Below are 20,248 nucleotides of genomic sequence, written 5' to 3' on the forward strand. Positions count from 1 at the left end.
CCAGACTTGTTAGAGACACAGCAGCGTCGGACCAGGCGACCCGAAGGATCGGCGACGCGGGATGCCGCCCGCAACAGCAGGGGCGGCATCCTTTCCGTTGCCGAAACGATACTCGCCGAGAGCGGTGGTTCGGCACTGACCATCGATGCGGTGGCAAAGGCAGCCGGCCTCAGCAAAGGCGGCGTGCTCTATCATTTCCCATCCAAGGCATCCCTGATCGAGGCGCTGATCGACCGCTCCATCGCAGCAATCGACGCCGTGTTCCTGGCCGCGGAAAAGGGGAGGGCGGCCAGTGGAGACATGACCACATCCTATGCGGTGATACGCCGGTACCTGGAGAAGCAACCGATAGAGTTGCATTCGTGCCTGATGTCGCTGACGAATGCGAGCGCCCTTGAAATCTACCGACGGAAGCTTCTTGAGCTTGCCGGACAGCGTCTGGCAGCCGGCATCGATCGGGCGAGTATAGACACCGTTCTTATCCTGCTTTTCGGTGTGCTCGGCAAAAGGTTGCTGCGTTTCGAACTCCGGTGAACCAGCCTGTCTGATCCGGTCGTGCAGAGATGTAATCGCGACACGGTGAACTGCACTTTCTGCACTTAAGCCAATGTCAGAGCATGCTTGTGCTTTTGACTTGTTCTTACACTCAAGAAGCTGTCTTACAAAAAAGCCCGTGACCATACTGGTCACGGGCCTTACTTCAACCTTGGCCGTGAAGCCGATTAGAAGTTGCGCTGGAAGCGGAGGAAGCCGCCGACGCCGTCATCGATCTTGACCTTGTCGTCCGTGTGAGCGGAGAAGTAGGTCACTTCCGGGGTGATCTTCAGGCCCGGAACGAGTTCGTAGGCCACGTTGGCAGCAACGGTGACGTCTTCGTTCTCGAAGTAGGATGCCTGAAGGTTGAAGGTAGCCTTTTCGTTCAGCTTGGCCGAACCACCGCCCCAGACAGCCCAGTTGCCGCCCCAGGTCTTGTACCAGCTGCGGGTGACATTGTCGTCAGAGCCATAGCCGGCCATGACCCACAGGTTGATGGTCTCCGTGGCTTTGACATCGAGGCGAACCTTGCCAGCCCATTCCTCGTAGACCGAGTCGTAGCCGACGACGCCGGACACGCCACCCCAGCCCTGCGTATAAGCAGCGCCGACAACGACGTGCGGAATGTAGTCGTCGAGCGTGTAATCCTCGGTGCCTTCTTCAAGAGCGACTGCAGCCGAGAAACCGTTCGCGCCAGTGTAGGTGTATGAGATCTGGTGCGTGTCCCACGGACCATAACCACCGAGCATGTCGTCAGCAATCACATCGCCGGCATAGAGATTGTTGACCAGGGTCGTGAACATCGAGTCGGTCTTGCCAACGCGGAAGCCGCCGAGTTCGATGTAGGCGTGGTTCATTTTGGCGGTGGTGCCGCCGGCAAAGGAATCACCACCCGTCGTCTCACCGTCTGCACGGCCGACAATCCTGGAATCCCAGTCGAAGTTGAGGTGCATGTAAGCACGCAAGGTACCAAGTTCGGTTTCCGAACGAGCATCGAGCTGAATGGCTGCGCGAGCACGCTTGTAATAGGTGTCGTTCAGGCCGTCACCCATCTTGTCATTAATATCGTTCAGACCGCCATATCCTGCGCCGTAGGAAGGCCGGTCACCAACGCCGATGTCATAGCGCAGGTAGCCACCGACACGCAGGCAGGTTTCGGTACCGGGGATGTAGTAGAAGCCGGCGCCGTAAACGTCGCAGACGCGGACGTATTCCATAGGCTCCGGCTCGGCGACGACGACAGCGTCGGCCGCGCGGGCGCCTGAGACTGCGGTGAGGGCCGCAGCTGAAGCCAGTAATATCCCTCGCATAGTCATATCAATTATTCTCCAGTTGAAATTTGTAGACGAGCTAAAAACGCCGCCATCCAATGCCTACCTTTAACGTCGGCACTGGATCAAAGGACAAGATTGGGGGTATCTAACGGAGGGCTAAGCGTGACAATTCTGCAACGCATTCGGAGCGCCGGCAGTGGTGACGGAAGTGCGTTAAGTGTCTGTAATCTTATGAAAAATAGACATTCCATGAAATGGAGAACGCTGCGGCTTCCATTGGGGGCGTTCGCCAATTTCCGCAGGCCGAGGCGCTCGGGAAAGGCTGCGCATTCAATGTTGGCTAATCTTAGTCTAGCTTATTCTCTCAGGAAGACAATTTTCTGAAAAACAAGAACCAAATATGTTCTTTGACTGGCCATATGCATGGGAGCAGTATGAGGCTGCATCTCGCTCGCGTAGAAGGACTGCCTGAGCTGGAATGCGGTTGATGCGTTCTGACCTCCAGTCAACGCACCAAAGCCCCGCTCTTCGCTGAGCGGGGCTTCTTTCGTTCAGGGTCTGAGATGGAAGATTCTATTGAACGCGAAACGGGTCTATGGGAAGCAGGTCGTAGTCACCATTGGCGAGATGAAGGTCGAACTGCGCTCGCGCGACATTGAGTGCAACGATGTTCTCAAAGAATGCCTCAAGTGGTGGCAGTATCTGAACGCGACGGCCGCCGTCTTCCAGCAGGCGCACAAACCCACCGGCTTCGGCTTTCTTCATCAGGCGTCTTACGTGTGTTCTCGACAATCCAAACAGGGATCCGACTTCTTCGAAGGGGAACTCGACGGTATCTTCAACTGAGGACTGGCCTGTATCTTTCAGAGACATCAGCTTGAGCAGCAGTATCTTTCCGCCATCGGAAGTGTCGAATATCAGTGAGCCTGGAAGATCGCGGGCAAATGAATCGGTGATCAGCAGAGAATGAATGCTGTTGGCAAAGCAGCGCTCCAGGACATCGTCATTGGCATCGATCAATTCACGATATTTCCTGGCGGGGAACAGCGCGTCAGCAACGGTGAGGTTGGCACGAAGAAAGCTCTCGACTTCCTTTATGAGTTGCTCCGTGGGTCGAATGCTTCGCCATCGGCGATCCTTGGAATTTTCCGAGCGAGTTACCAGGCCGACACGCTCCAAAAGCACAACATTTGCCGCAGTGGTATTCCTGCTGCACAGGTTCATCTCGGTTGTCAGGTTTTGTATGGAGGAGAGGAAGGGGCCGGTCTTTTCCGTTTGTTCGAAATACAAGGATAGAATTGCGGTGCAGATCGTCTGTCGCGCAACGTTGGCGATCGCTCTGTTGATCAGATAGCGTCCTTTGTACAGGTCCACCATGCTGCGGGCATAGTCCGCTGCCGCCGCCGAGAAAGCGGGATTGCACCTCAGTATGCGCATGCGCTGCTTGAACCACTCCACACCCGTCTCTTGACTGATGAGCCGCTCGACCTGCGCATGCTCAAGGTAGCGGACAGGTAGATTCATCGTGAAGGTCTCCATTGCGGTGGCTGATGTTGTCTCAAGGAGCAACGAAGCCACTGCGGTTATCCAAATGCATTCGAAGCTGAGTTACGCGCAAGCTCTTGCTGGTCGTTCTTCAGGATCCCACCGAACGCCGGACAATTGGACCTGACGGCTATGTGACAGCCGCCCGCTTGAAGCTGGATGCTCATCCCCGTGTGCGGGATTTAAGTATGGCTTGAGCAGCGTTCAATGTTGCTTCCGCAGCCTTAGACGATGCATTGGCTCACACAGGCTGCACGCGAACTGCATGATGACGAAAACGTGTTCAAAAAGTGCCGCAAATCGGGCGGTCAGGAGAGTGTCTCTGCGACCGATTTGTTTCGGATCAACTTCTCGTTACTCTGTGTCGCCTCAGCCCTTCTCGGTGTCAGCTGCGAGCCTCAATTCAACTGTGGTGTCTGATTGGTGAGCTTCGGCCTTGGAACGTGTTCGCGGGCTCTGTCGGCAGGAGCCGTTACAACGTGCGGTCCGATTCGCCGCCTGCAGGCTTGCAGGTTCCCGCGGGAGTCTGTAGGCGCTAGGCGCCTGATATCCGTAGCGTGATGGAGTGAACACGTTGAAACTGAGGGTTGCGATTCTTGCCGTTGGTCTGGCTTTTTCCCTGGCGACATACGCCCACGCTGACGATGGCACGGTGGCCTTCGACAAGGGTGAATATGAGGCAGCACTAAAGTACTGGCAGCCGTTGGCGGACAAAGGGGAAGCGGCCGCGCAATACGGCCTCGGGCTTTTGTACGAAGGCGGAACCGGTGTCGATCAGGACGCCGCCAAGGCGCTCGATCTCTACAGGAAATCCGCGGACCAAGGCTATGCCCTGGGGCAGAACGCGCTGGGTCATATGTATCAGATAGGCCTCGGCGTTGAAGAAGATCCGGCGCAAGCCGTCGCCTGGTTCCGCAAGGCTGCCGATCAGGGACTTGCAAAGGGCCAGCGCAATCTGGGTTTCATGTATTCCAACGGCATTGGCGTCGAGGAGGATGATGCGCAGGCCCTTGCGTGGTTTAGCAAGGCCGCAGACCAGAATGATGCATGGGCTCAATACTATCTCGGCAACGTCTATTTGAATGGCTACGGCGTTGAGCAGGATGACGCGCAGGCGGTGGCCTGGTATCGCAAGGCAGCCGAGCAGGACAATGTCGAAGCCCAGAATACGCTTGGGCTTTCCTATGAGCTTGGCAACGGTGTTTCCCAAAGCGATGAAGACGCGGTTATCTGGTATCGCAAGGCCGCGGAACAGGGCGATGCCCGCTCGCAGATGAGCATCGGCAACATGTATCTCGAAGGTCGCGGCGGTCTGCCGGAAGATGCGGCCCAAGCTGTCGAATGGTATCGGAAGGCGGCGGACCAGGGCTATGACGTCGCCCAGGACAATCTGGGGCTCCAATATGCGGCGGGCAACGGCGTCCCCAAGGATGAAGTCCAGGCCCTTACCTTGTTCCAGATGGCTGCAGAGCAAGGATATGCGAAATCGCAATACAATCTCGGCGTTATGTACAATCTGGGGTCAGGAGTTCCCAAAGATATGGACAAGGCGATCTACTGGTGGCGTCTGGCAGCCGACCAGGACTTGGAAAGCGCGAAGGAAGCCCTCGAGGCCGCCGGGGCCAAGTAAAGGCTGCGGCCGGCTTTCTTTGTCATGCTTGCTCCAAGGACCTGGGTCGGCGTGGGAGGGAAGAGTGGTTCGACAAGATCTGACACTGACCGAGACGCCACACAGCTGAGCAACCGCTCCTGAAGGCCCATCTCGGCCGGAAGCAGACTGATCTCCGAACTCTGGCGCCACTGGCGGGCAAAAGTTCGAGATGGATACGGGCAAGGCCGGCGGCGCTCGGCGTCGTCCCGAGACCGGCAGAAGAGACCCTGGTGGATTGCACAGAACGCTTCGCCACAACGAGAGGCTGATCAAGCTGGCTTGTGCGCTTAAGCCGGAATAGCCGGACAGAACGCCCAATGAGAAGCAGCCGGTGCCGAGTCTCGTTCCTTGGAGTAGAAAATATGGCGCGCCCGAAAGGATTCGAACCTCTGACCCCCAGATTCGTAGTCTGGTGCTCTATCCAGCTGAGCTACGGGCGCGCAATCGACCGTGTCCGACACGATCGCCGCTGGCAGGGATTTTGTCCCCACCGCGATGAGAAGTGCTACCTAGCGATTGAAGGAATGAAAAGCAAGCGGGTGCCGGCAAACTTTTTTTCGTCGTTGAAATCGGTCCACAGCCTGCGCGCGTCTGACATGCTGTCATAGCGACACTGCGCCGGCACCAGCAGCCGGCCCGTGCCGCATAGTCTCAAGCTGGCCTGCGCAGGTGATGGCGCGCTTCGTCGAGGCGGACGGGCTGATCGGGTATGGTCACGGAGAATACGGTGCGGCCGCCGACGCTTTCGACGAGGTCGAGCGCGCCGCCATGGGCACGCACCAGTTCGTGGGCGATCGCCAGCCCAAGGCCGGTTCCGCCGCTGCGTGCCGAACCACGGAAAGCGGCGAAAAGGTTCTCGCGGGCCTTTTGCGGCAGGCCAGGCCCCGTATCGGTGACCAGGATGCGGCTGACGCTACCCGTACGGTCGGCCGCAACCGAGAGCCGACGGACGATGGCGCCCTCGGTGTCGGAAGCCATCGCCTGGATAGAGTTGCGGCACAGATTGGTGAGCACCCGCACCAGCTGTTCCGAATCGGCATCCACCTCGAAATTCGCCTCGACGTCGTTGATGAACTCGATCTCGCCTTCGGGATCGATGCCGAGCAGGCCCTGCACATCCTCGACCGTCTGCCGCAACCGCAGCCGCCGGCGCGATGGCGGCGCCTCCTGCGTGCGGCCGTAGGTCAGCACGCCTTCAGAATAGGAAACGGCACGGTCGAGCGCGCGCACCAGCCTGGGCACCAGGGATTGGACGGTGGGGTCCCGCACCAGCCCCAGCCGGTCCGACATCAGTTGCGCCGAGGCCAGTATGTTGCGCATGTCGTGGTTGATCTTCGAGACAGCCAGGCCGAGGTCGGCAAGATGGCGCTGCTCGTTGAGCGTCTTTTGCAGGCGCTGCTGCATGTCCGAAAGCTTGCGCTCGGCAACGCCGATCTCGTCGCCACGGTCTTCCGGTTCGATGATGCGGCTCGGATCGTCCGGCGCCTGCGAAAAGGCCAGCATCGACTGCGTCATGGCACGGATCGGGCGGATCATGATCCGGTCGATGGCGTAGAAGACAAGCGTCGCGGTAAACAGCGAGATCAGCAGCGATAGGAAGGCGACGTTGCGCGAATAGACCAGCATCGCCTTGCGCAGCTTGTAGTCCGGAATGATCAGCTCAAATTCCTTCTCGCTGTCGCCGACGGGGCCAAACACGCGCAGCATGCGGTCGCCGCCGGTGAACAGGGTGCTCAGCGCACTGGTCATCGCTTCCATCGGGCCGGTATTGGCAAGGTCGATATGCTCGTCCACCTGCGGCGGCATTTTCGCGACGACCAGCAGGCGCGACACGCCGCCGTCGCGCACAGCGATCGCCTTGGCACCGATCGATCTCAACACGTCCTGCTGCACCTCGCGCGACAGGTCGGAGGGGTCGGTCTGAACGAGCACGATGGAAACGGCTGCGGCGGTGCCGAGTCGTTCTTCCAGCCAGCGCAATCGGAAATTGGCGATCGACGGCAGGAAGATCAGCACTTCCGCGATCAGCACGAAAATGATGGTGAGCACGAGCAGCTTGGTCGACAGCCCGCGCGAAAGGGGCACGGAGCGTCCCGTTTTCATGTCGGGGCTTTCATCGGCATCGCCAACGGTTTTGTCTGCCATCCGACCTGTCTCAAACTCTCGATTCGCCGCCTATCTAGCCGAAATGCCGTAGAAAGGCGACCAGGCGGCGAACCAGCTTCTTGCGCGTGGTGGGGGTAAAGTAGGTGATTGCGGCGCGTTTGCCAATTTCGCCCATGGTGGGATAAGGCGCGACGAAGCGGGCGATGTCGCGAACGTCGAGCTTCTTCGACAGCGCCAGCGCCCAGAAATTGATCATTTCGCCGGCGCCAGAACCGACGATCGAGACACCGAGGATTTTGCCTCTGGCGTCAGTCACCAGCTTGATATGGCCATGCGTCTTGCGCTCTGCCTGGGCGCGGTCGTTTTCGGCATAGGGCCAGCGCAACACGCGAATGGTCTTTTGCTTTTTGGCAGCCTCCGCTTCGGAAAGGCCGACATGGGCGATTTCCGGGTCGGTGAAGGTGACGCGCGGAATGATGTCGAGATTCTCACGCGCCGAAAGCCGGAACAGCAAAGCGCGTATCACCAGCCCGGCATGGTAGTTGGCGACATGGGTGAATTGCAGCGAGCCCGCGACATCGCCAACGGCATAGACGCGGCGGTTGCTGCTGCGCAGCGTGTCGTCGACCTTGATGCCCTTCTGGTCGAACAGGATGCCCGCCTTGTCGAGGTCGAGCCCGCTGACATTGGCCGAGCGGCCTGCGGCCAGCAGAAGATGCGGGCCGTCGATCTTTTTCGCACCGGCTGCAGTCTCCAGGAACAGGCGCACCCCGTCCTCGCCCAGGCTTTCGACGCGCGCGAGTTTTGCGCCTTCGCGGATATCGACGCCTTCGGCACGGATCTGCGCGAGCGCGATGGCCGAAATTTCGGGGTCTTCCTTGCCGAGCGCGCGCTCCGCCTCGATGACCGTCACGTCCGAACCAAGCCGGCGGTAAGCCTGCGCCAGTTCCATGCCGATCGGGCCGCCGCCAAGGATGACCAGATGGGCGGGGCGCTGCGTCAGGTCGAATACCGTCTCGTTGGTCAGGTAGCTGATGGAATCGAGCCCCGGTATCTGCGGGATCAGCGGCGAGGAGCCGGTCGCGACGACGAAGCGGCGGGCGCGGATTTCAGCATCGCCGGCAATGACTGTCCGGGCATCCCTAAAGCGGGCTTCCGCCTGGATGACATGGACGCCGAGCGCGGCGAAACGTCCGACGGAGTCATTCGGGGCGATCGATGCGATCACCTCGTGGATATGCCGATGCACCGCCTCGAAGTCGATTTCAGGCTCAGTTGGAGCTATGCCGAATTTTGCGCCGCCTCGCATGGCATGGGCCTGTTTCGCAGCCGCTATCAGCGCTTTGGAAGGCACGCAGCCATAGTTCAGGCAGTCGCCGCCCATCTTGCCTTTCTCGATCAGCACGACATGGACGCCGAAAGCTGCGGCGGCTGCCGCCACCGACAGACCGCCCGACCCGGCGCCGATCACACAGATGTCCGGGGTAAGCGTTTTGGTCATGAAGTCGCCTTGTGAAAGCAGGGCAGGAAGGCGGATGCGGATCGAGTTCCACTGCCGCGAGTCACGGCATGCGTGATATCCATGCCTTCTTTACGACGGCGGCTAGTGCCGCGACAAGCGCAAGGGCCACGAAGGCGATGGTGATCTGCGGTGTGACCAGGTCGCGTATGGTTGCCTGCTGGCCGGCGTTCCTGGCTGCGATCAGCACGCTGTCGCAACCCTGTCCGAGCCAGGCATAGGCGAATGCGCCGGGCATGATGCCTATGAAGGTTGCCGCGATGTAGGTGCGCAGGCGCACCTTGAACAGCGCCGGCGCGATGTTGACGATGAAGAACGGCACGAACGGCGCTATGCGCAGCACGAGGAGATAGGCGAAGGCGTTCTTTTCGAAGCCGCGCGAGAGTTTGGTTGCCACACTGCCGACGCGCGCTCTCACATAGCCGGAGCAGAAAGTGCGCGCTGCCATGAAGATGATCGTGGCGCCCACCGTCGCGCCGACAATGGCGAGCACGCCGCCAAACAGCCAGCCAAACAGGAAGCCGCCGAAGATCGTCAGGATGGATGCGGCTGGAAAGGAGAAGGCGACGGCAAGTGTATAGAGGATCACGAAGCCGAGCGGAGCCACGACAGGATTGGCCGCCACGAAGGCCTTCAAGGCTTGCCGGCTTTGGCCGAGATAATCCAGCGACAGATACTGGTGCCAGCCCAGTGCATAGCCAAGCACGAGGCCTGCAGCGACGATTGCGAGCGGAACAAAATGCCAGCGCCCCGGCTCGGGCATGCCGCCATCGCAGTTTCCACTCATATTGGCTCCGGCAGCCTTTTGGTTCACCGTCTCGCTTCCATCATCATCCTGCGCGGGTCACCGCGGCAAGAGGCCGGTCCGCCTGGGTTCAGTTGATAGACAAAAGCCGTCGAAGCAAGCTGTTCTCTTGTAAACTCACTGTCTATTGATCGCGTTTCACGAAAAGCTCACCCTGCCGTGACGGGCTTTCCGGCCGGCGCAGATGCCGCAATCCCGGCGATTGACTCAGCGAAACCTTCTTTCTATAAGCCCGCACACGCTCGGGCCCTTCGTCCGGCGCAATTTGCATTGCGCCAAGACAAGCCCGGCACAGCTCCTGTTACATGAGTGACAGATACAAGAAGGGCCGCACACCGCGGTATTAAAACAAATGAAGCGTACCTATCAGCCATCCAAGCTCGTCCGTAAGCGTCGGCACGGTTTCCGTGCGCGCATGGCCACCAAGGGTGGTCGCGGCGTCGTCGCAGCTCGCCGCAACCGCGGCCGCAAGCGGCTGTCCGCATAAGAAGAAGAGAAGAGACCGTTGCCGGATAACGGCAAGTCAGAATTTCTGCCTCCGCTGCGGCTTCGCAAGCGGGCTGAATTTCTTGCCGTCCGGCGTGGTGAAAAGCGCCGCGGGCGGCTTTTCCTCATGGAAGTCCTCGATCGCGGCGTGACGGAAGCTCCGCGCGTCGGCTTCACGGTCACCAAGAAGGTCGGAAATGCGGTTGTGCGCAATCGCATCCGCCGCCGCCTCAAGGAGGCGGTTCGCGTCCATGCCGCAGGTGACATGCAGCCTGGCAAGGACTATGTGATCGTCGGGCGGGAAGATATCCTGACGGCTCCTTTCGATGAGCTTGCTGCCGAGCTCAAACGACGAATTCGCGGAACGCGTTAAGGGTTTTCGATGGAAAACAACCGGAATTTCTTCATCACGATCGCGCTTTCGGTGCTGATCCTGACCCTGTGGCAGGTGTTCTACATGAACCCGCGCATCGAGCGCGAGCGTGAAGTTGCCCAGATCGAAGCCCAGCGCCTCGAGGCCGAAAAGAAGGCCCAGCAGCCCGCCGGGCAGGGCGCAACGGGCGCTGATGTGCCTGCTACGCCAGGCGCGGTTCCCGCTATTCCGGGCGTCGATGGCGCCACGGCTGCGAGCCGCGACCAGACCGTTGGTTCCTCGCAGCGCGTCAAGATCGATACGCCGAGCCTTGCCGGCTCGATCAACCTGACCGGCGCACGCATCGACGATCTTCTCCTGAAGGATTATCACGTCACGGTCGACAAGAGCTCGCCCGAGATCGATCTGCTCAATCCGGCCGCTTTGCCGAACGGCTACTACGCCGAGATCGGCTTCGTCGGCAACGAGGCGACGGGCGCGGTTCCCGGTCCCGATACGGTCTGGACCGCTGACACCGGCGCTACGCTGACGCCGACAACGCCCGTCACGCTGACCTACACGAACGACAAGAGCCTGACGTTCAAGCGCACGATCAGCATCGATTCCGACTACATGTTCACGGTCTCCGACACGGTTTCGAATGCCGGATCGGCACCGGTGACGCTCTCCAACTACGGCCGCGTCATCCGCTTCGACAAGCCGACGACGGCAAGCGTCTACGTGTTGCATGAAGGCCTGATCGGCGTGACCGGCGAAGAAGGCCTGCACGAGATCAAATATTCGTCCATCGAGAAGGACAAGCAGGTCGTTCCCGGCAAGTCGACCAATGGCTGGCTCGGCATCACCGACAAATACTGGGCCGTGGCCATGGTGCCTTCCGAGAAGCAGGCGTTCCAGCCGCGCTTCAGCTATTTCAGCGAAGGCCGTCCGCGCTATCAGTCCGACTATATGACCGACCCGCTGACCGTCGATGCCGGCCAGTCGGCGACCGTCGAGACGATGGTCTTCGCCGGCGCCAAGGAAGTGAACAAGATCAACGGTTATGAGAAGGACCGCAACATCCGCCAGTTCGACCTTCTGATCGACTGGGGCTGGTTCTATTTCATCACCAAGCCGATGTTCTGGCTGATCGACACGCTCTACAAGCTGCTCGGCAATTTCGGCCTGTCGATCCTGGCCACCACCGTTATCGTCAAGGCCATCTTCTTCCCGCTCGCCAACAAGTCCTACAAGTCGATGGCGAACATGAAGATGGTGCAGCCCAAGATGCTGGAAATCCGTGAGAAATACGCGGATGACAAGATGAAGCAGCAGCAGGCGATGATGGAGCTGTACAAGACGGAAAAGATCAATCCGCTGGCAGGCTGCTGGCCGGTGCTGATCCAGATCCCGGTCTTCTTCGCGCTCTACAAGGTGCTCTACATCACCATCGAGATGCGCCATGCGCCGTTCTTCGGCTGGATTCAGGATCTTGCCGCACCCGATCCGACCTCGCTGTTCAACCTGTTCGGCCTGCTGCCGTTCATGGTGCCGCAGTACCTGCATATCGGCGTCTGGCCGCTCATCATGGGCATCACCATGTTCCTGCAGATGCGCATGAACCCGACGCCGCCGGACCCGACGCAGGCGATGATCTTCACCTGGATGCCGGTGATCTTCACCTTCATGCTGGCATCTTTCCCGGCGGGCCTCGTCATCTACTGGGCGTGGAACAACTCGCTGTCGATCCTGCAGCAAGGCGTGATCATGAAGCGCCAGGGCGCCAAGATCGAGCTATGGGACAACCTCGTCGCCTTGTTCAAGAAGAAACCGTCACCCGCTGAATAGCGGGACCCCGATCGAAAAAAGCCCCGGCATTGTCCGGGGCTTTTTTTGTTGGCGCATCGCCTCTCTGAGCGTTCTGACTAATGGACGCCGTAGATCTTGGCGATCCGCTGGTAGTAGTCATTGGCGTCGTCCAGCCGTTTCATGAACTGCGTGGCGACTTCGGGCTTGGTAGGCGGGCAGCCCTTGCTGACGTAGAAGTCGGCATCCCGCAGGATGCCGGAGTGGGTCGCATAGAAATTCACGAAAAGAGCAAGATTGGGATCGCCGAAGTCCGCCAGCTTGGGGGCGATCGAATCGTAGATCGGCGTGGACCGCACGAAGGCGTTGTCCAGCTCCTGGATAACGCCGGAGCAGCCGGCCGAACTGCCTGCCGCTGCATCGCCACTAACGGCGTGAAAGGTCGACGCGGCCTGCCGCACTCTCTGAAGCACGTCGTTCATGCTTCTGGCTTCGACGGCGAGCGCGTGGCCGGCATGGACGGTTGCCTCGGCGTTTCGCTGAGCCATGGTTTCCTGCTGGAAAGCAGTGCTTAGCGCCAGAATGCCTGCTGCCGTCGCAAAGCCTATCAGCGTTCCGAGCATGGTTTGCCATTCCCGGAGCGTACCGATCCAGGTCACTGCGCCGTCCGTTCGTATGTCGGTCAGAATGACGATGACGAGACCGGCGACGATGAGCGCAACTGCTATTGAAGATATTGCGAGCATGGAATTTTCCGCGCACTTGCCGCTGAAAATAGCCGAAATTCTCCGGAAGCAACAGCAGTCCGTATGGATGACGTTACCGTCGCGGCCGGCAATTCGGTGTGGACGCACCAAGGTCTCAAGGCTAAACAGGTCATCGACAGGAGTTGTTTCGATGGTCGGTTAAGCGAGATCCGTTTTCGTCAGGCGTCAAATGCGCCGGAGCGGATCGCATCATCTCATCCCTTGCGAACCCATCACGACGGAACTTGCCATGACTGGTCCCAATCCTTCCATCAAGCATCCCATAGCGATGCATCCGCGCGTCGGCTACCTCAAGGCGCTGGTCGATGCCGAAAACATCGAAATCGGCGATTTCACCTATTACGACGATCCGGACGGTCCCGACCGCTTCGTCGAAAAATGTGTACTGCACCACTATCCCTTCATCGGTGACAAGCTCATCATCGGGAAATACTGCGCAATCGCGGAGGGCGCGAAGTTCGTCATGAACGGCGCCAATCACGCTATGTCCGGCTTTTCCACCTACCCGTTCAACATTTTCGGCCATGGCTGGGAAGTTGGCTTCGACCCGGCGACTTGGTCCAAGGAAGTGCGCGGCGATACGGTGATCGGCAATGACGTCTGGATCGCCATGGAAGCATTGATAATGCCGGGCGTAACAATCGGAGATGGCTCTATCGTTGCGGCACGCGCAGTCGTCACGCATGACGTGCCGCCTTACTCCATCGTCGCCGGCAATCCGGCCAGAACCGTCAAGACGCGCTTCGACAGAAGGACCGTCGATCGCCTGCTGAGGGTGGCCTGGTGGGATTGGCCGGTTGACAAGGTGACGCGTAACCTTGATGCCATACGCGGCGCCGACATTTCCCGGCTGGAGCAAGCGAATTGAGCGAATACACAAAGACGAGCCTGCCGGTGGCGAGCAGCCTCTTCACCAACACATGGATTTTCATCCGCGGCGTGCCGTCGATGAAATTCCTGCCGCCGGAAGGCCCGCCCGAGATCGCCTTTGCCGGGCGCTCCAATGTCGGCAAGTCTTCACTCATCAACGGGCTGGTCGGGCAGAAGGGTCTTGCGCGCACCTCCAACACGCCCGGGCGCACGCAGGAGCTCAACTATTTCGTGCCGGACGGCTTTTCGGGGGTGGGCGACGACCTGCCGCCGATGGCGCTGGTCGACATGCCGGGCTACGGCTACGCCAAGGCGCCGAAGGATCAGGTCGACGCATGGACCAAGCTGGTCTTCGACTATCTCAAGGGGCGGGTCACGCTGAAGCGGGTCTATGTCCTGATCGACGCGCGCCATGGCATCAAGAAGAATGACGAGGATGTGCTGACCCTTCTCGACAAGGCCGCCGTCTCCTACCAGATCGTGCTGACCAAGACCGACAAGATCAAGGAGGCCGGCGTGCCGCGCCTGATCACCGAGACGCTGGAAAAGATCCGCAAGCGTGCGGCTGCCTTTCCCACCGTCATCGCCACGTCGTCGGAAAAGGGCGACGGCATGGAGGAACTGCGCGAGGCGATCGCGCTCGCCGTTCGCGGCGGCTGAAGGGCAAGTCGGCAGACCATGCCGGCGAACCACTGCGGCACGCGAAACCCTGCGGCATTGGCCCTATGCTTGCCAGAAGCGCTTGGCGATTTCTTCGTCCGCCTGCCGTTTCGTCAGACCGATATCGTCGATCAAATGCGGATTGGCCTTCACCATTTGCTCAAGGTTCCAGCGAAAGCGTATCCGCTCGCTCCAGGTCGCGATAATGCTTCGCGGAGCCGACGCAAATGTATCGTTCATGGCAACCTCCTATGGTTGAGGGCCGGGGCCCTTGACCTGAAAGAGGCTGAATTCTGCAGGATGCGAACAGCGCCGTAATTAAGCGCGCCCAAATAGTTCGAAAAACTTCCAAACGGCTACATGCAACCGACTGGCATCGATCCTGTTCATCTGCGTGCGAGATGAAGGAAGCGTTCGTTATCTTGGAGAGAGCCCATCGAGCAGGAAGCCGAGGCCTTTCCGGAAAGCACTATCCCAATCGTCATCCAACAGCAGGCGGGAGCGTTCGATTGTCGGGTAGCGTTCGCTGAGACGTGTAAGGCGCTGCTGCGCGGCGGCCCGGTCGGCGTCCGAGAGGTCGAAGCTCGCCCGGGTGATGGTGGCGCCCATCACATAGTTCCAGAGCGACCATATCGCGGCGTTCAGATCTGCGTCCGCTACACCGGCTCTGGACAAGGTCTTGCTCAGCAGTTCCAGGCGACTGAGGATGTTGGGGCCGAGCGCCCGGCGCGGCAACAGCGATGCCGACCAGGGATGGCGCAGCATGCCGGCACGCCAATCCTCGAGCACATGAACGACTTCTCCGCGCCAGTCTCGAGACTCAATTGTTTGCGGTGGTCCGCGATATTCGAGCACCTGATCGAGCGCCAGATCGAAGACATCCTCTTTGTTGTCGACATGCCAATACAGGCTCATCACGCCCGAGCCGAGGCGATCGGCCAGCCGGCGCATCGTCAATCCCTCGAGCCCTTGAGCGTCCAGCAGTTCAACTGCAGTCACCACGATACGTTCGCGCGAGAGCGGCGGTTCGCTGCGCGGCTCCTGCACGGGCTTTGGCCGTTGAGACCGTTTGCTCCGGGCGCCACTAGGTTTGGCTGCCATTCGTCGTTCCTCACTGGTCTGAACCTCGATTTTGGCAGGCAACGTCAGGAATGTCGATCTTGAACGCTTGACTCGTACGATGTACCATACAATAAATCGTACATCGCACGATTCATCCGAGCGATGGGCTGAAGTTCAATCATGCCGGCTGCGAGCGCAGGTGCCCGCAGTCAGCAGAGGCAAGTGAAAATCATGTCACGCGCAATCCAGCATCTGCTTATCGGAGGGCTAATCATCATGACCATGGGAACTGCGGCGACAGCGAATGAGAATGATCTCAAGCTGACCATCGTCAATCCGCAAAACCTCTACGACCCGTCGCCGAATGGCTACAGCACAGCGGTGATCACGCCCCGCGGAGCCCGGATCGCCTACATCTCCGGACAGGGCGGCCAAGACGGCATGGGAGCGTTGTCGCCCGACTTCGCAGTCCAGGTTAGGCAGGCCTACGCAAATCTGCGCACCGCCCTCGATGCGCTCGGCGCCAGGCCGGATCAGGTCGCCAAGCTCACGGTCTTCGTGGTCGATCACGATATGTCGAAGCTTGGGGTGCTGACCGAGAACGTCAAGGAAATGTTCGGCGCGGCGCTGCCGGCCCAGACTCTGATACCCGTTCCCAAGCTTGCAATTGATCCCATGCTCTTCGAGGTCGAGGCCGTGGTCGTGCTCGACTAGCGGCGCGAGCGCGCCGACAACTGCGCTCATAACCCTCGACCTGAAAAAGGATGAATTCTGGACGATACGAACAGCGTCGTCATTGACTTCGCCCAGCGAGTTCCAAAATCTTCCAAACGGGCTAATCTGCGACCTCAGCGTAGGGTTTCGCCCCTACCGCAAAAGACCCGCAATCCCGCATCCTCAATCATCAAGACCATCAAGAAATGACCGCCGCACCTCCCTTTCTCGGCTTTCCCGATCGCCTCGCCGATGGCGGCATGCCCCGTGCTGTGATCTTCGGAGCCGCTCACGGCAGCACCTATCCCGGCGAGGACAGCAACGGCTATGAGTTGGCCCCCGACGCCATCCGCGCTGCAAGCCAGGCGGATGCCGGGCTCGTCGAGCACTGGGATTTCGATCTCGGCGGCCCGCTGTTCGACGGCAGGCCGGCCTGCTGCATCGACGCTGGCGACATCTCGACCACCATGCATGACAATGCCGGCAACCGGACCCGGATCGAGGCGAAGACGCGCGAGGTCCTGGCCTTGCCGGCCGTGCCGATCCTCATCGGCGGCGATGATTCCGTGGTCATTCCCTTCCTCGCCGGCTTTGCCGAGCACGGTCCGGTCTGGATCCTGCAGATCGACGCCCATATCGACTGGCGCGACGAGGTGAATGGCGAGCGCTACGGCTATTCGAACCCGATGCGGCGGGCGAGCGAGATGCCGCATGTCGCAGGCATGGTGCAGGTGGGCCTGCGCAGCGTCGGCAGCGCGCGCCTCGCCGAGATCGAAGCGGCGCAGCGCTACGGCAGCCGCTTCGTCACCGCCCGCGAGGTTCACGCCCAGGGCGTCGACGCCGCTCTGCGGCATATTCCGCAAGGAGCCCGCGTCGTCGTCACCCTCGACTGCGACGGCCTCGATCCCGGCATCATGCCGGGCGTGGCGGCGCGTACGCCCGGCGGCCTCACCTACACTCAGGTGATCGACCTGATCGCGGGCGTCGGCCAGCGGGCCAGGATCGCAGGATTCGACCTTGTCGAGCTCTATCCACCCGCCGACATTGACGGCCTGTCGGCCCTGACCGCCGCGCGCCTTCTCGTCAATGCGATCGGCACCATCGTGCGGCAGGTTTGAAACCGGCTTCGTCCGGCAGGACGGTTCCAACCGGGCCTGAAACGCTCTAAAGATGCGCTCTATGCAGGGATCGCGCTTTGCCTTTGGTCCGTTCGTGCTTGATCCGGGTGCGGGAACGCTTCTTCGGAACGATGGCCCCATTGCCGTTGGCTACCGCGCGCTAAAATTGCTTGCAGCACTCGTCGAACGGCCCGGCGAAATTTTGGGCAAGACCGAGTTGATGGACGCGGCGTGGCCGGGCATGGCCGTCGAGGAGGGCAACCTCACCGTCCAGATCGCGCAGCTCAGGAAGCTGCTTGGCCCGGCCGGCGATGGGAGCGGTGAGTGGATAGCCACGGTTCCGCGCGTCGGCTACCGCTTCACCGGCGCCGTCGAACAGCACGGCAGCGCGAAGCGAAAACCTTTGCCGCTGCCCGACAAACCATCGATAGCCGTGCTGCCCTTCGTCAATCTCAGCAACGACCCCGAGCAGGACTCCTTCGCGGATGGCTTGACCGAAGACCTGATCACCGACCTCTCCAGGATCTCCGGCCTGTTTGTCATCGCGCGCAACTCGGCCTTTGCCTACAGGGGAAAGGCTATGGATGTGCGCGAGATCGCCGAGGAGCTTGGCGTGCGCTACCTCTTGGAAGGCAGCGCAAGACGCGCCGGGGGCCGTGTGCGCGTCAACGCCCAGCTGGTCGACGCGGCGAGTGGCGAACATCTATGGGCGGAACGCTTCGATCGCGGCCTGGAAGACATCTTTGCCGTTCAGGACGAGGTGACGGCCAGGATCGTCGAGGCGTTGCTTGGCCGGCTGCGCGCGGCGCCTCCGCGCAATCGGCCCAAGAATATCGAGGCTTACGATCTCTGCGTGCGGGCGCGCAAGCTGATGGATGATACGCCGCAGATGGCGCGGGAAGCGCATCTGATGCTCACGCGTGCGGTTTCGCTCGATCCGGAATATGCCGACGCCTATCGCTGGCTCGCCATGAACCACTGGATGGGATGGGTGCATTCCGGCGGGCCAACTGAATCGTCCCGCAGCGTTGCCCTGGAGCTGGCGCGCAAAGCCGTAGCGATCGATCCCAACGATGCCGGCTGCCGCTGGGTCCTGGCCTACCTGCTTGCCTATGAGCGCAGCTTTGCCGAGGCGGATGCGGAATTCGAGCAGGCGATCGCGCTCGACCCGAACGAAGCCGACGCCTGGGCGGCATTGTCCGACATCGCGGTGCTCGCGGGGCGGGTCGAGGAAGGCCTTGAGCATATTCGCAAAGCGTTCCGGCTGAACCCGTTTCCGGCAAGCTGGTACTATCTGGCGTTTGGCCAAGCGCAATATGCGCACCGGCAATACGAAGCCGCCGTCGAGACGCTGCGCAGGGACGAAACCTATCGCACAAGCTCACGCCGCTTCCTGGCGGCAAGCCTTGCGCAACTCGGCCGGTTCGACGAGGCGCGCGCAGAGGCCGAACTGTTTCCCGTCAGCAACCCGGATTTCACGACCCACCACTGGGCCGCGACGGAGCCATTCCGCGACGCCGCAGTGCTTGAGCATTTCGTCGAGGGGTTTCGGAAGGCGGGGCTGCCGGAGTGAGGGGGCGACTGCAACGGGTGAAAAGTCAGATGGCTCTTTCCATGAGATTCATCATCTTGCCTTTCATGGATGTGGTTCCGACCGAAACGAACCCGTAGCGTTCGTAATATGCAATCAGATTTGCGCTGGAGAGGAAGCAGTCCAGCCGGACTTTGGCAAGGCCGTGCTCGCGTCCCATGCGGACGACCTTGTCAATGACTGCCTCCCCAATGCCCATCCCAGCCTTGCTTCGCCGAACGGCGAAGGTGTGCAGGTAGATGCTGTCGCCGACTTCCCGTTCTCCCCAGAACGGTCGATCCTCCCAGAGGATGCGAAATGCGGAAACAGGCTCGCTATCCAGATAAACCAGGAACAGTTCACCGCGCTCTATGCGCGGCAACATCCAGTCATCGTCGAAAGGAGAGGACCATCCCTCCGAGCCGCGCGCCTTTTGCCACGCATTTGCTTCCTTCAATAAAGACGAAAACGCATTCCTCGTCTCTCTTGTGGCCGGTCGAATTTGAATGTCCAAATTGATGCGAGCTACTCCTCAAAGCGTCCCGATGTCTCACGATCGCGCTCATATCGTTTCGTGAGCGGAAACGGCGGCAGCCAGGACTCGCGACGGTCGGTCCAGCTTTCGTAGGTTGGCATCAGTTGGTCAGGGGCATCCAGGGCGCCCAGGTGCACTTCGATTTCGTCAGCGCTGCGTGCGAAAACCGACGAGCCGCAGCGGGGACAGAAAAACCGCCCGGCATAGTCGCGTGTTTCGCCCTCGATCGTTACCGCATCCTGAGGGAATACCGCGGCAGCGTAAAAAAGCGCGCCGTGATGCTTGCGGCAGTCGAGACAGTGACAAATGCCGACCCGGTAGGGTTTACCCGACGCCACAAATCGGACGTTGCCGCACAGGCAGCCGCCGGTGAATCGGTCCATGCTGCGTCTCCTCCCGGATCAAGCGATCAGCATGGCTACAACGAACAGCACAGTCCTTGCAAATGCCGCCCGCAGCCGCTTGCGCCAGGAAATCCCGCAGGGAAAGGGAAAAACAAGGCGATGTGGGCGGCTTGCCGCGCGTCACGCCTATATCTGCCCGACTTCGTGGACGACCTGGTAATAACCCGGTCCCGCGCTTTCGATCAGCGGCCTGACCTTCTGGACGTGTTCGGCGAAACGGCTGGTTTCGTGCACGCGCTTGTGGTCGCCGATCGTGTCGAACGCGCTCATCATGATCGCGGTCCGGCCGTCGGTGGCGCGGTGCAGGCGGCTGCCGCGCCAGCCTTTGACGACACCGACAGAGCCATCGAGATTGGCCTTCTGGATGGCGATGAAATCGTCGAGCCTGCCGGGCTTCACGGTGAAGATGTTGATGAATACGACGGGGCCGAGGTCGTCGTTCTGAACTGTTGCTTGCATGATAACATTCT

At 60.3% G+C, this 20,248-nt stretch carries 21 protein-coding genes and 1 tRNA gene; 10 read left to right on the forward strand and 12 right to left on the reverse strand.

Annotation, left to right across the window (positions count from 1 at the left end):
- The first annotated feature begins 6 nt into the window (after nt 1-6).
- Complete coding sequence (locus WBQ96_RS16450) at nt 7-534, forward strand: TetR/AcrR family transcriptional regulator (protein ID WP_336551994.1); 528 nt, start codon at nt 7-9, stop codon at nt 532-534.
- A gap of 188 nt (nt 535-722) precedes the next feature.
- Here the strand turns inward: WBQ96_RS16450 and WBQ96_RS16455 are convergent, their stop codons facing one another.
- Nucleotides 723-1,850, reverse strand: a complete 1,128-nt coding sequence (locus WBQ96_RS16455; protein WP_165119503.1) for a porin — start codon at nt 1,848-1,850, stop codon at nt 723-725.
- A 531-nt stretch (nt 1,851-2,381) separates the two neighbouring features.
- Entirely contained in the window at nt 2,382-3,386 is a 1,005-nt protein-coding gene (locus WBQ96_RS16460) for a helix-turn-helix domain-containing protein (protein ID WP_165119504.1), read from the reverse strand.
- Nucleotides 3,387-3,927: 541 nt separating this feature from the next.
- Here WBQ96_RS16460 and WBQ96_RS16465 point away from each other — a divergent pair.
- The gene (locus WBQ96_RS16465; RefSeq protein WP_336551989.1) at nt 3,928-4,983 is read left to right on the forward strand and encodes an SEL1-like repeat protein; all 1,056 of its coding nucleotides are present in this window, start codon (nt 3,928-3,930) and stop codon (nt 4,981-4,983) included.
- 384 nt (nt 4,984-5,367) lie between these two features.
- Here WBQ96_RS16465 and WBQ96_RS16470 read toward each other — a convergent pair.
- The 4 genes from WBQ96_RS16470 to WBQ96_RS16485 form a co-directional block, all read right to left on the reverse strand.
- A tRNA-Arg gene (locus WBQ96_RS16470) sits at nt 5,368-5,444 on the reverse strand.
- 211 nt (nt 5,445-5,655) lie between these two features.
- Nucleotides 5,656-7,149, reverse strand: coding sequence for a sensor histidine kinase (locus WBQ96_RS16475; RefSeq protein WP_165119506.1), 1,494 nt, complete (start codon nt 7,147-7,149; stop codon nt 5,656-5,658).
- Nucleotides 7,150-7,183: 34 nt separating this feature from the next.
- The gene (locus WBQ96_RS16480) at nt 7,184-8,611 is read right to left on the reverse strand and encodes a dihydrolipoyl dehydrogenase family protein (RefSeq protein WP_336551987.1); all 1,428 of its coding nucleotides are present in this window, start codon (nt 8,609-8,611) and stop codon (nt 7,184-7,186) included.
- Between the two features lie 61 nt (nt 8,612-8,672).
- A complete protein-coding gene (locus tag WBQ96_RS16485; protein WP_336551985.1) occupies nt 8,673-9,443 on the reverse strand; it encodes a TVP38/TMEM64 family protein in 771 nt (256 codons plus the stop codon).
- Between the two features lie 343 nt (nt 9,444-9,786).
- On the opposite strand from WBQ96_RS16485, the gene rpmH reads away from it, so the two are divergent.
- From rpmH to yidC, 3 genes are read left to right on the forward strand one after another with little or no spacing between them, the layout of a single operon-like run.
- Nucleotides 9,787-9,921, forward strand: a complete 135-nt coding sequence (gene rpmH, locus WBQ96_RS16490; protein WP_008833937.1) for a 50S ribosomal protein L34 — start codon at nt 9,787-9,789, stop codon at nt 9,919-9,921.
- 45 nt (nt 9,922-9,966) lie between these two features.
- Nucleotides 9,967-10,293, forward strand: coding sequence for a ribonuclease P protein component (gene rnpA, locus WBQ96_RS16495; RefSeq protein ID WP_376767729.1), 327 nt, complete (start codon nt 9,967-9,969; stop codon nt 10,291-10,293).
- 9 nt (nt 10,294-10,302) lie between these two features.
- Complete coding sequence (gene yidC / locus WBQ96_RS16500; protein WP_336551777.1) at nt 10,303-12,120, forward strand: membrane protein insertase YidC; 1,818 nt, start codon at nt 10,303-10,305, stop codon at nt 12,118-12,120.
- A 77-nt stretch (nt 12,121-12,197) separates the two neighbouring features.
- Here the strand turns inward: yidC and WBQ96_RS16505 are convergent, their stop codons facing one another.
- Nucleotides 12,198-12,824 (reverse strand): hypothetical protein, encoded by a 627-nt coding sequence (locus WBQ96_RS16505; protein WP_336551775.1) that lies wholly within the window; start codon nt 12,822-12,824, stop codon nt 12,198-12,200.
- Nucleotides 12,825-13,074: 250 nt separating this feature from the next.
- Between WBQ96_RS16505 and WBQ96_RS16510 the strand changes: the two genes are divergently transcribed.
- Together WBQ96_RS16510 and yihA are read left to right on the forward strand one after the other, a co-directional pair.
- Nucleotides 13,075-13,713 carry a CatB-related O-acetyltransferase gene (locus tag WBQ96_RS16510; protein ID WP_336551773.1) on the forward strand — a complete coding sequence of 213 codons (639 nt, stop codon included), beginning with the start codon at nt 13,075-13,077 and terminating at the stop codon, nt 13,711-13,713.
- A complete protein-coding gene (gene yihA, locus WBQ96_RS16515) occupies nt 13,710-14,375 on the forward strand; it encodes a ribosome biogenesis GTP-binding protein YihA/YsxC (RefSeq protein ID WP_336551771.1) in 666 nt (221 codons plus the stop codon). The genes WBQ96_RS16510 and yihA overlap by 4 nt, the downstream gene beginning before the upstream one ends.
- Nucleotides 14,376-14,438: 63 nt before the next feature.
- On the opposite strand, the gene WBQ96_RS16520 is transcribed toward yihA, so the two are convergent.
- Entirely contained in the window at nt 14,439-14,615 is a 177-nt protein-coding gene (locus tag WBQ96_RS16520; RefSeq protein ID WP_336551770.1) for a DUF1127 domain-containing protein, read from the reverse strand.
- Nucleotides 14,616-14,792: 177 nt separating this feature from the next.
- Nucleotides 14,793-15,476 (reverse strand): TetR/AcrR family transcriptional regulator, encoded by a 684-nt coding sequence (locus WBQ96_RS16525; protein ID WP_336551769.1) that lies wholly within the window; start codon nt 15,474-15,476, stop codon nt 14,793-14,795.
- A 192-nt stretch (nt 15,477-15,668) separates the two neighbouring features.
- Here WBQ96_RS16525 and WBQ96_RS16530 point away from each other — a divergent pair, with 192 nt between their 5' ends.
- From WBQ96_RS16530 to WBQ96_RS16540, 3 genes are all read left to right on the forward strand, one after another.
- A complete protein-coding gene (locus tag WBQ96_RS16530) occupies nt 15,669-16,151 on the forward strand; it encodes a RidA family protein (RefSeq protein WP_336551768.1) in 483 nt (160 codons plus the stop codon).
- Nucleotides 16,152-16,357: 206 nt separating this feature from the next.
- Entirely contained in the window at nt 16,358-17,269 is a 912-nt protein-coding gene (locus tag WBQ96_RS16535; protein WP_336551766.1) for an agmatinase, read from the forward strand.
- 52 nt (nt 17,270-17,321) lie between these two features.
- A complete protein-coding gene (locus WBQ96_RS16540; RefSeq protein WP_336551764.1) occupies nt 17,322-18,842 on the forward strand; it encodes a winged helix-turn-helix domain-containing tetratricopeptide repeat protein in 1,521 nt (506 codons plus the stop codon).
- A 25-nt stretch (nt 18,843-18,867) separates the two neighbouring features.
- Here WBQ96_RS16540 and WBQ96_RS16545 read toward each other — a convergent pair whose 3' ends face one another.
- The 3 genes from WBQ96_RS16545 to WBQ96_RS16555 form a co-directional block, all read right to left on the reverse strand.
- Complete coding sequence (locus WBQ96_RS16545) at nt 18,868-19,353, reverse strand: GNAT family N-acetyltransferase (RefSeq protein ID WP_336551762.1); 486 nt, start codon at nt 19,351-19,353, stop codon at nt 18,868-18,870.
- Between the two features lie 11 nt (nt 19,354-19,364).
- Nucleotides 19,365-19,757, reverse strand: coding sequence for a GFA family protein (locus tag WBQ96_RS16550; protein WP_336551760.1), 393 nt, complete (start codon nt 19,755-19,757; stop codon nt 19,365-19,367).
- Between the two features lie 147 nt (nt 19,758-19,904).
- Entirely contained in the window at nt 19,905-20,237 is a 333-nt protein-coding gene (locus WBQ96_RS16555; RefSeq protein ID WP_336551758.1) for an antibiotic biosynthesis monooxygenase family protein, read from the reverse strand.
- Between the last annotated feature and the right edge of the window lie 11 nt (nt 20,238-20,248).

This window comes from Mesorhizobium sp. CCNWLY176, from assembly GCF_037153935.1.
GTDB classification, from domain to species: Bacteria; Pseudomonadota; Alphaproteobacteria; order Rhizobiales; family Rhizobiaceae; genus Mesorhizobium_M; species Mesorhizobium_M zhangyense.

Bases quoted from the DNA above. Each gene is read 5' to 3' on its own strand.
- WBQ96_RS16455 (WP_165119503.1), bottom strand. From the start codon at position 1,850: ATGACTATGCGAGGGATATTACTGGCTTCAGCTGCGGCCCTCACCGCA.
- WBQ96_RS16475 (WP_165119506.1), bottom strand. From the start codon at position 7,149: ATGGCAGACAAAACCGTTGGCGATGCCGATGAAAGCCCCGACATGAAA.
- WBQ96_RS16480 (WP_336551987.1), bottom strand. From the start codon at position 8,611: ATGACCAAAACGCTTACCCCGGACATCTGTGTGATCGGCGCCGGGTCG.
- rpmH (WP_008833937.1), top strand. From the start codon at position 9,787: ATGAAGCGTACCTATCAGCCATCCAAGCTCGTCCGTAAGCGTCGGCAC.
- yidC (WP_336551777.1), top strand. From the start codon at position 10,303: ATGGAAAACAACCGGAATTTCTTCATCACGATCGCGCTTTCGGTGCTG.
- WBQ96_RS16505 (WP_336551775.1), bottom strand. From the start codon at position 12,824: ATGCTCGCAATATCTTCAATAGCAGTTGCGCTCATCGTCGCCGGTCTC.
- WBQ96_RS16510 (WP_336551773.1), top strand. From the start codon at position 13,075: ATGACTGGTCCCAATCCTTCCATCAAGCATCCCATAGCGATGCATCCG.
- WBQ96_RS16520 (WP_336551770.1), bottom strand. From the start codon at position 14,615: ATGAACGATACATTTGCGTCGGCTCCGCGAAGCATTATCGCGACCTGG.
- WBQ96_RS16525 (WP_336551769.1), bottom strand. From the start codon at position 15,476: ATGGCAGCCAAACCTAGTGGCGCCCGGAGCAAACGGTCTCAACGGCCA.
- WBQ96_RS16530 (WP_336551768.1), top strand. From the start codon at position 15,669: ATGTCACGCGCAATCCAGCATCTGCTTATCGGAGGGCTAATCATCATG.
- WBQ96_RS16535 (WP_336551766.1), top strand. From the start codon at position 16,358: ATGACCGCCGCACCTCCCTTTCTCGGCTTTCCCGATCGCCTCGCCGAT.
- WBQ96_RS16540 (WP_336551764.1), top strand. From the start codon at position 17,322: ATGCGCTCTATGCAGGGATCGCGCTTTGCCTTTGGTCCGTTCGTGCTT.
- WBQ96_RS16550 (WP_336551760.1), bottom strand. From the start codon at position 19,757: ATGGACCGATTCACCGGCGGCTGCCTGTGCGGCAACGTCCGATTTGTG.
- WBQ96_RS16555 (WP_336551758.1), bottom strand. From the start codon at position 20,237: ATGCAAGCAACAGTTCAGAACGACGACCTCGGCCCCGTCGTATTCATC.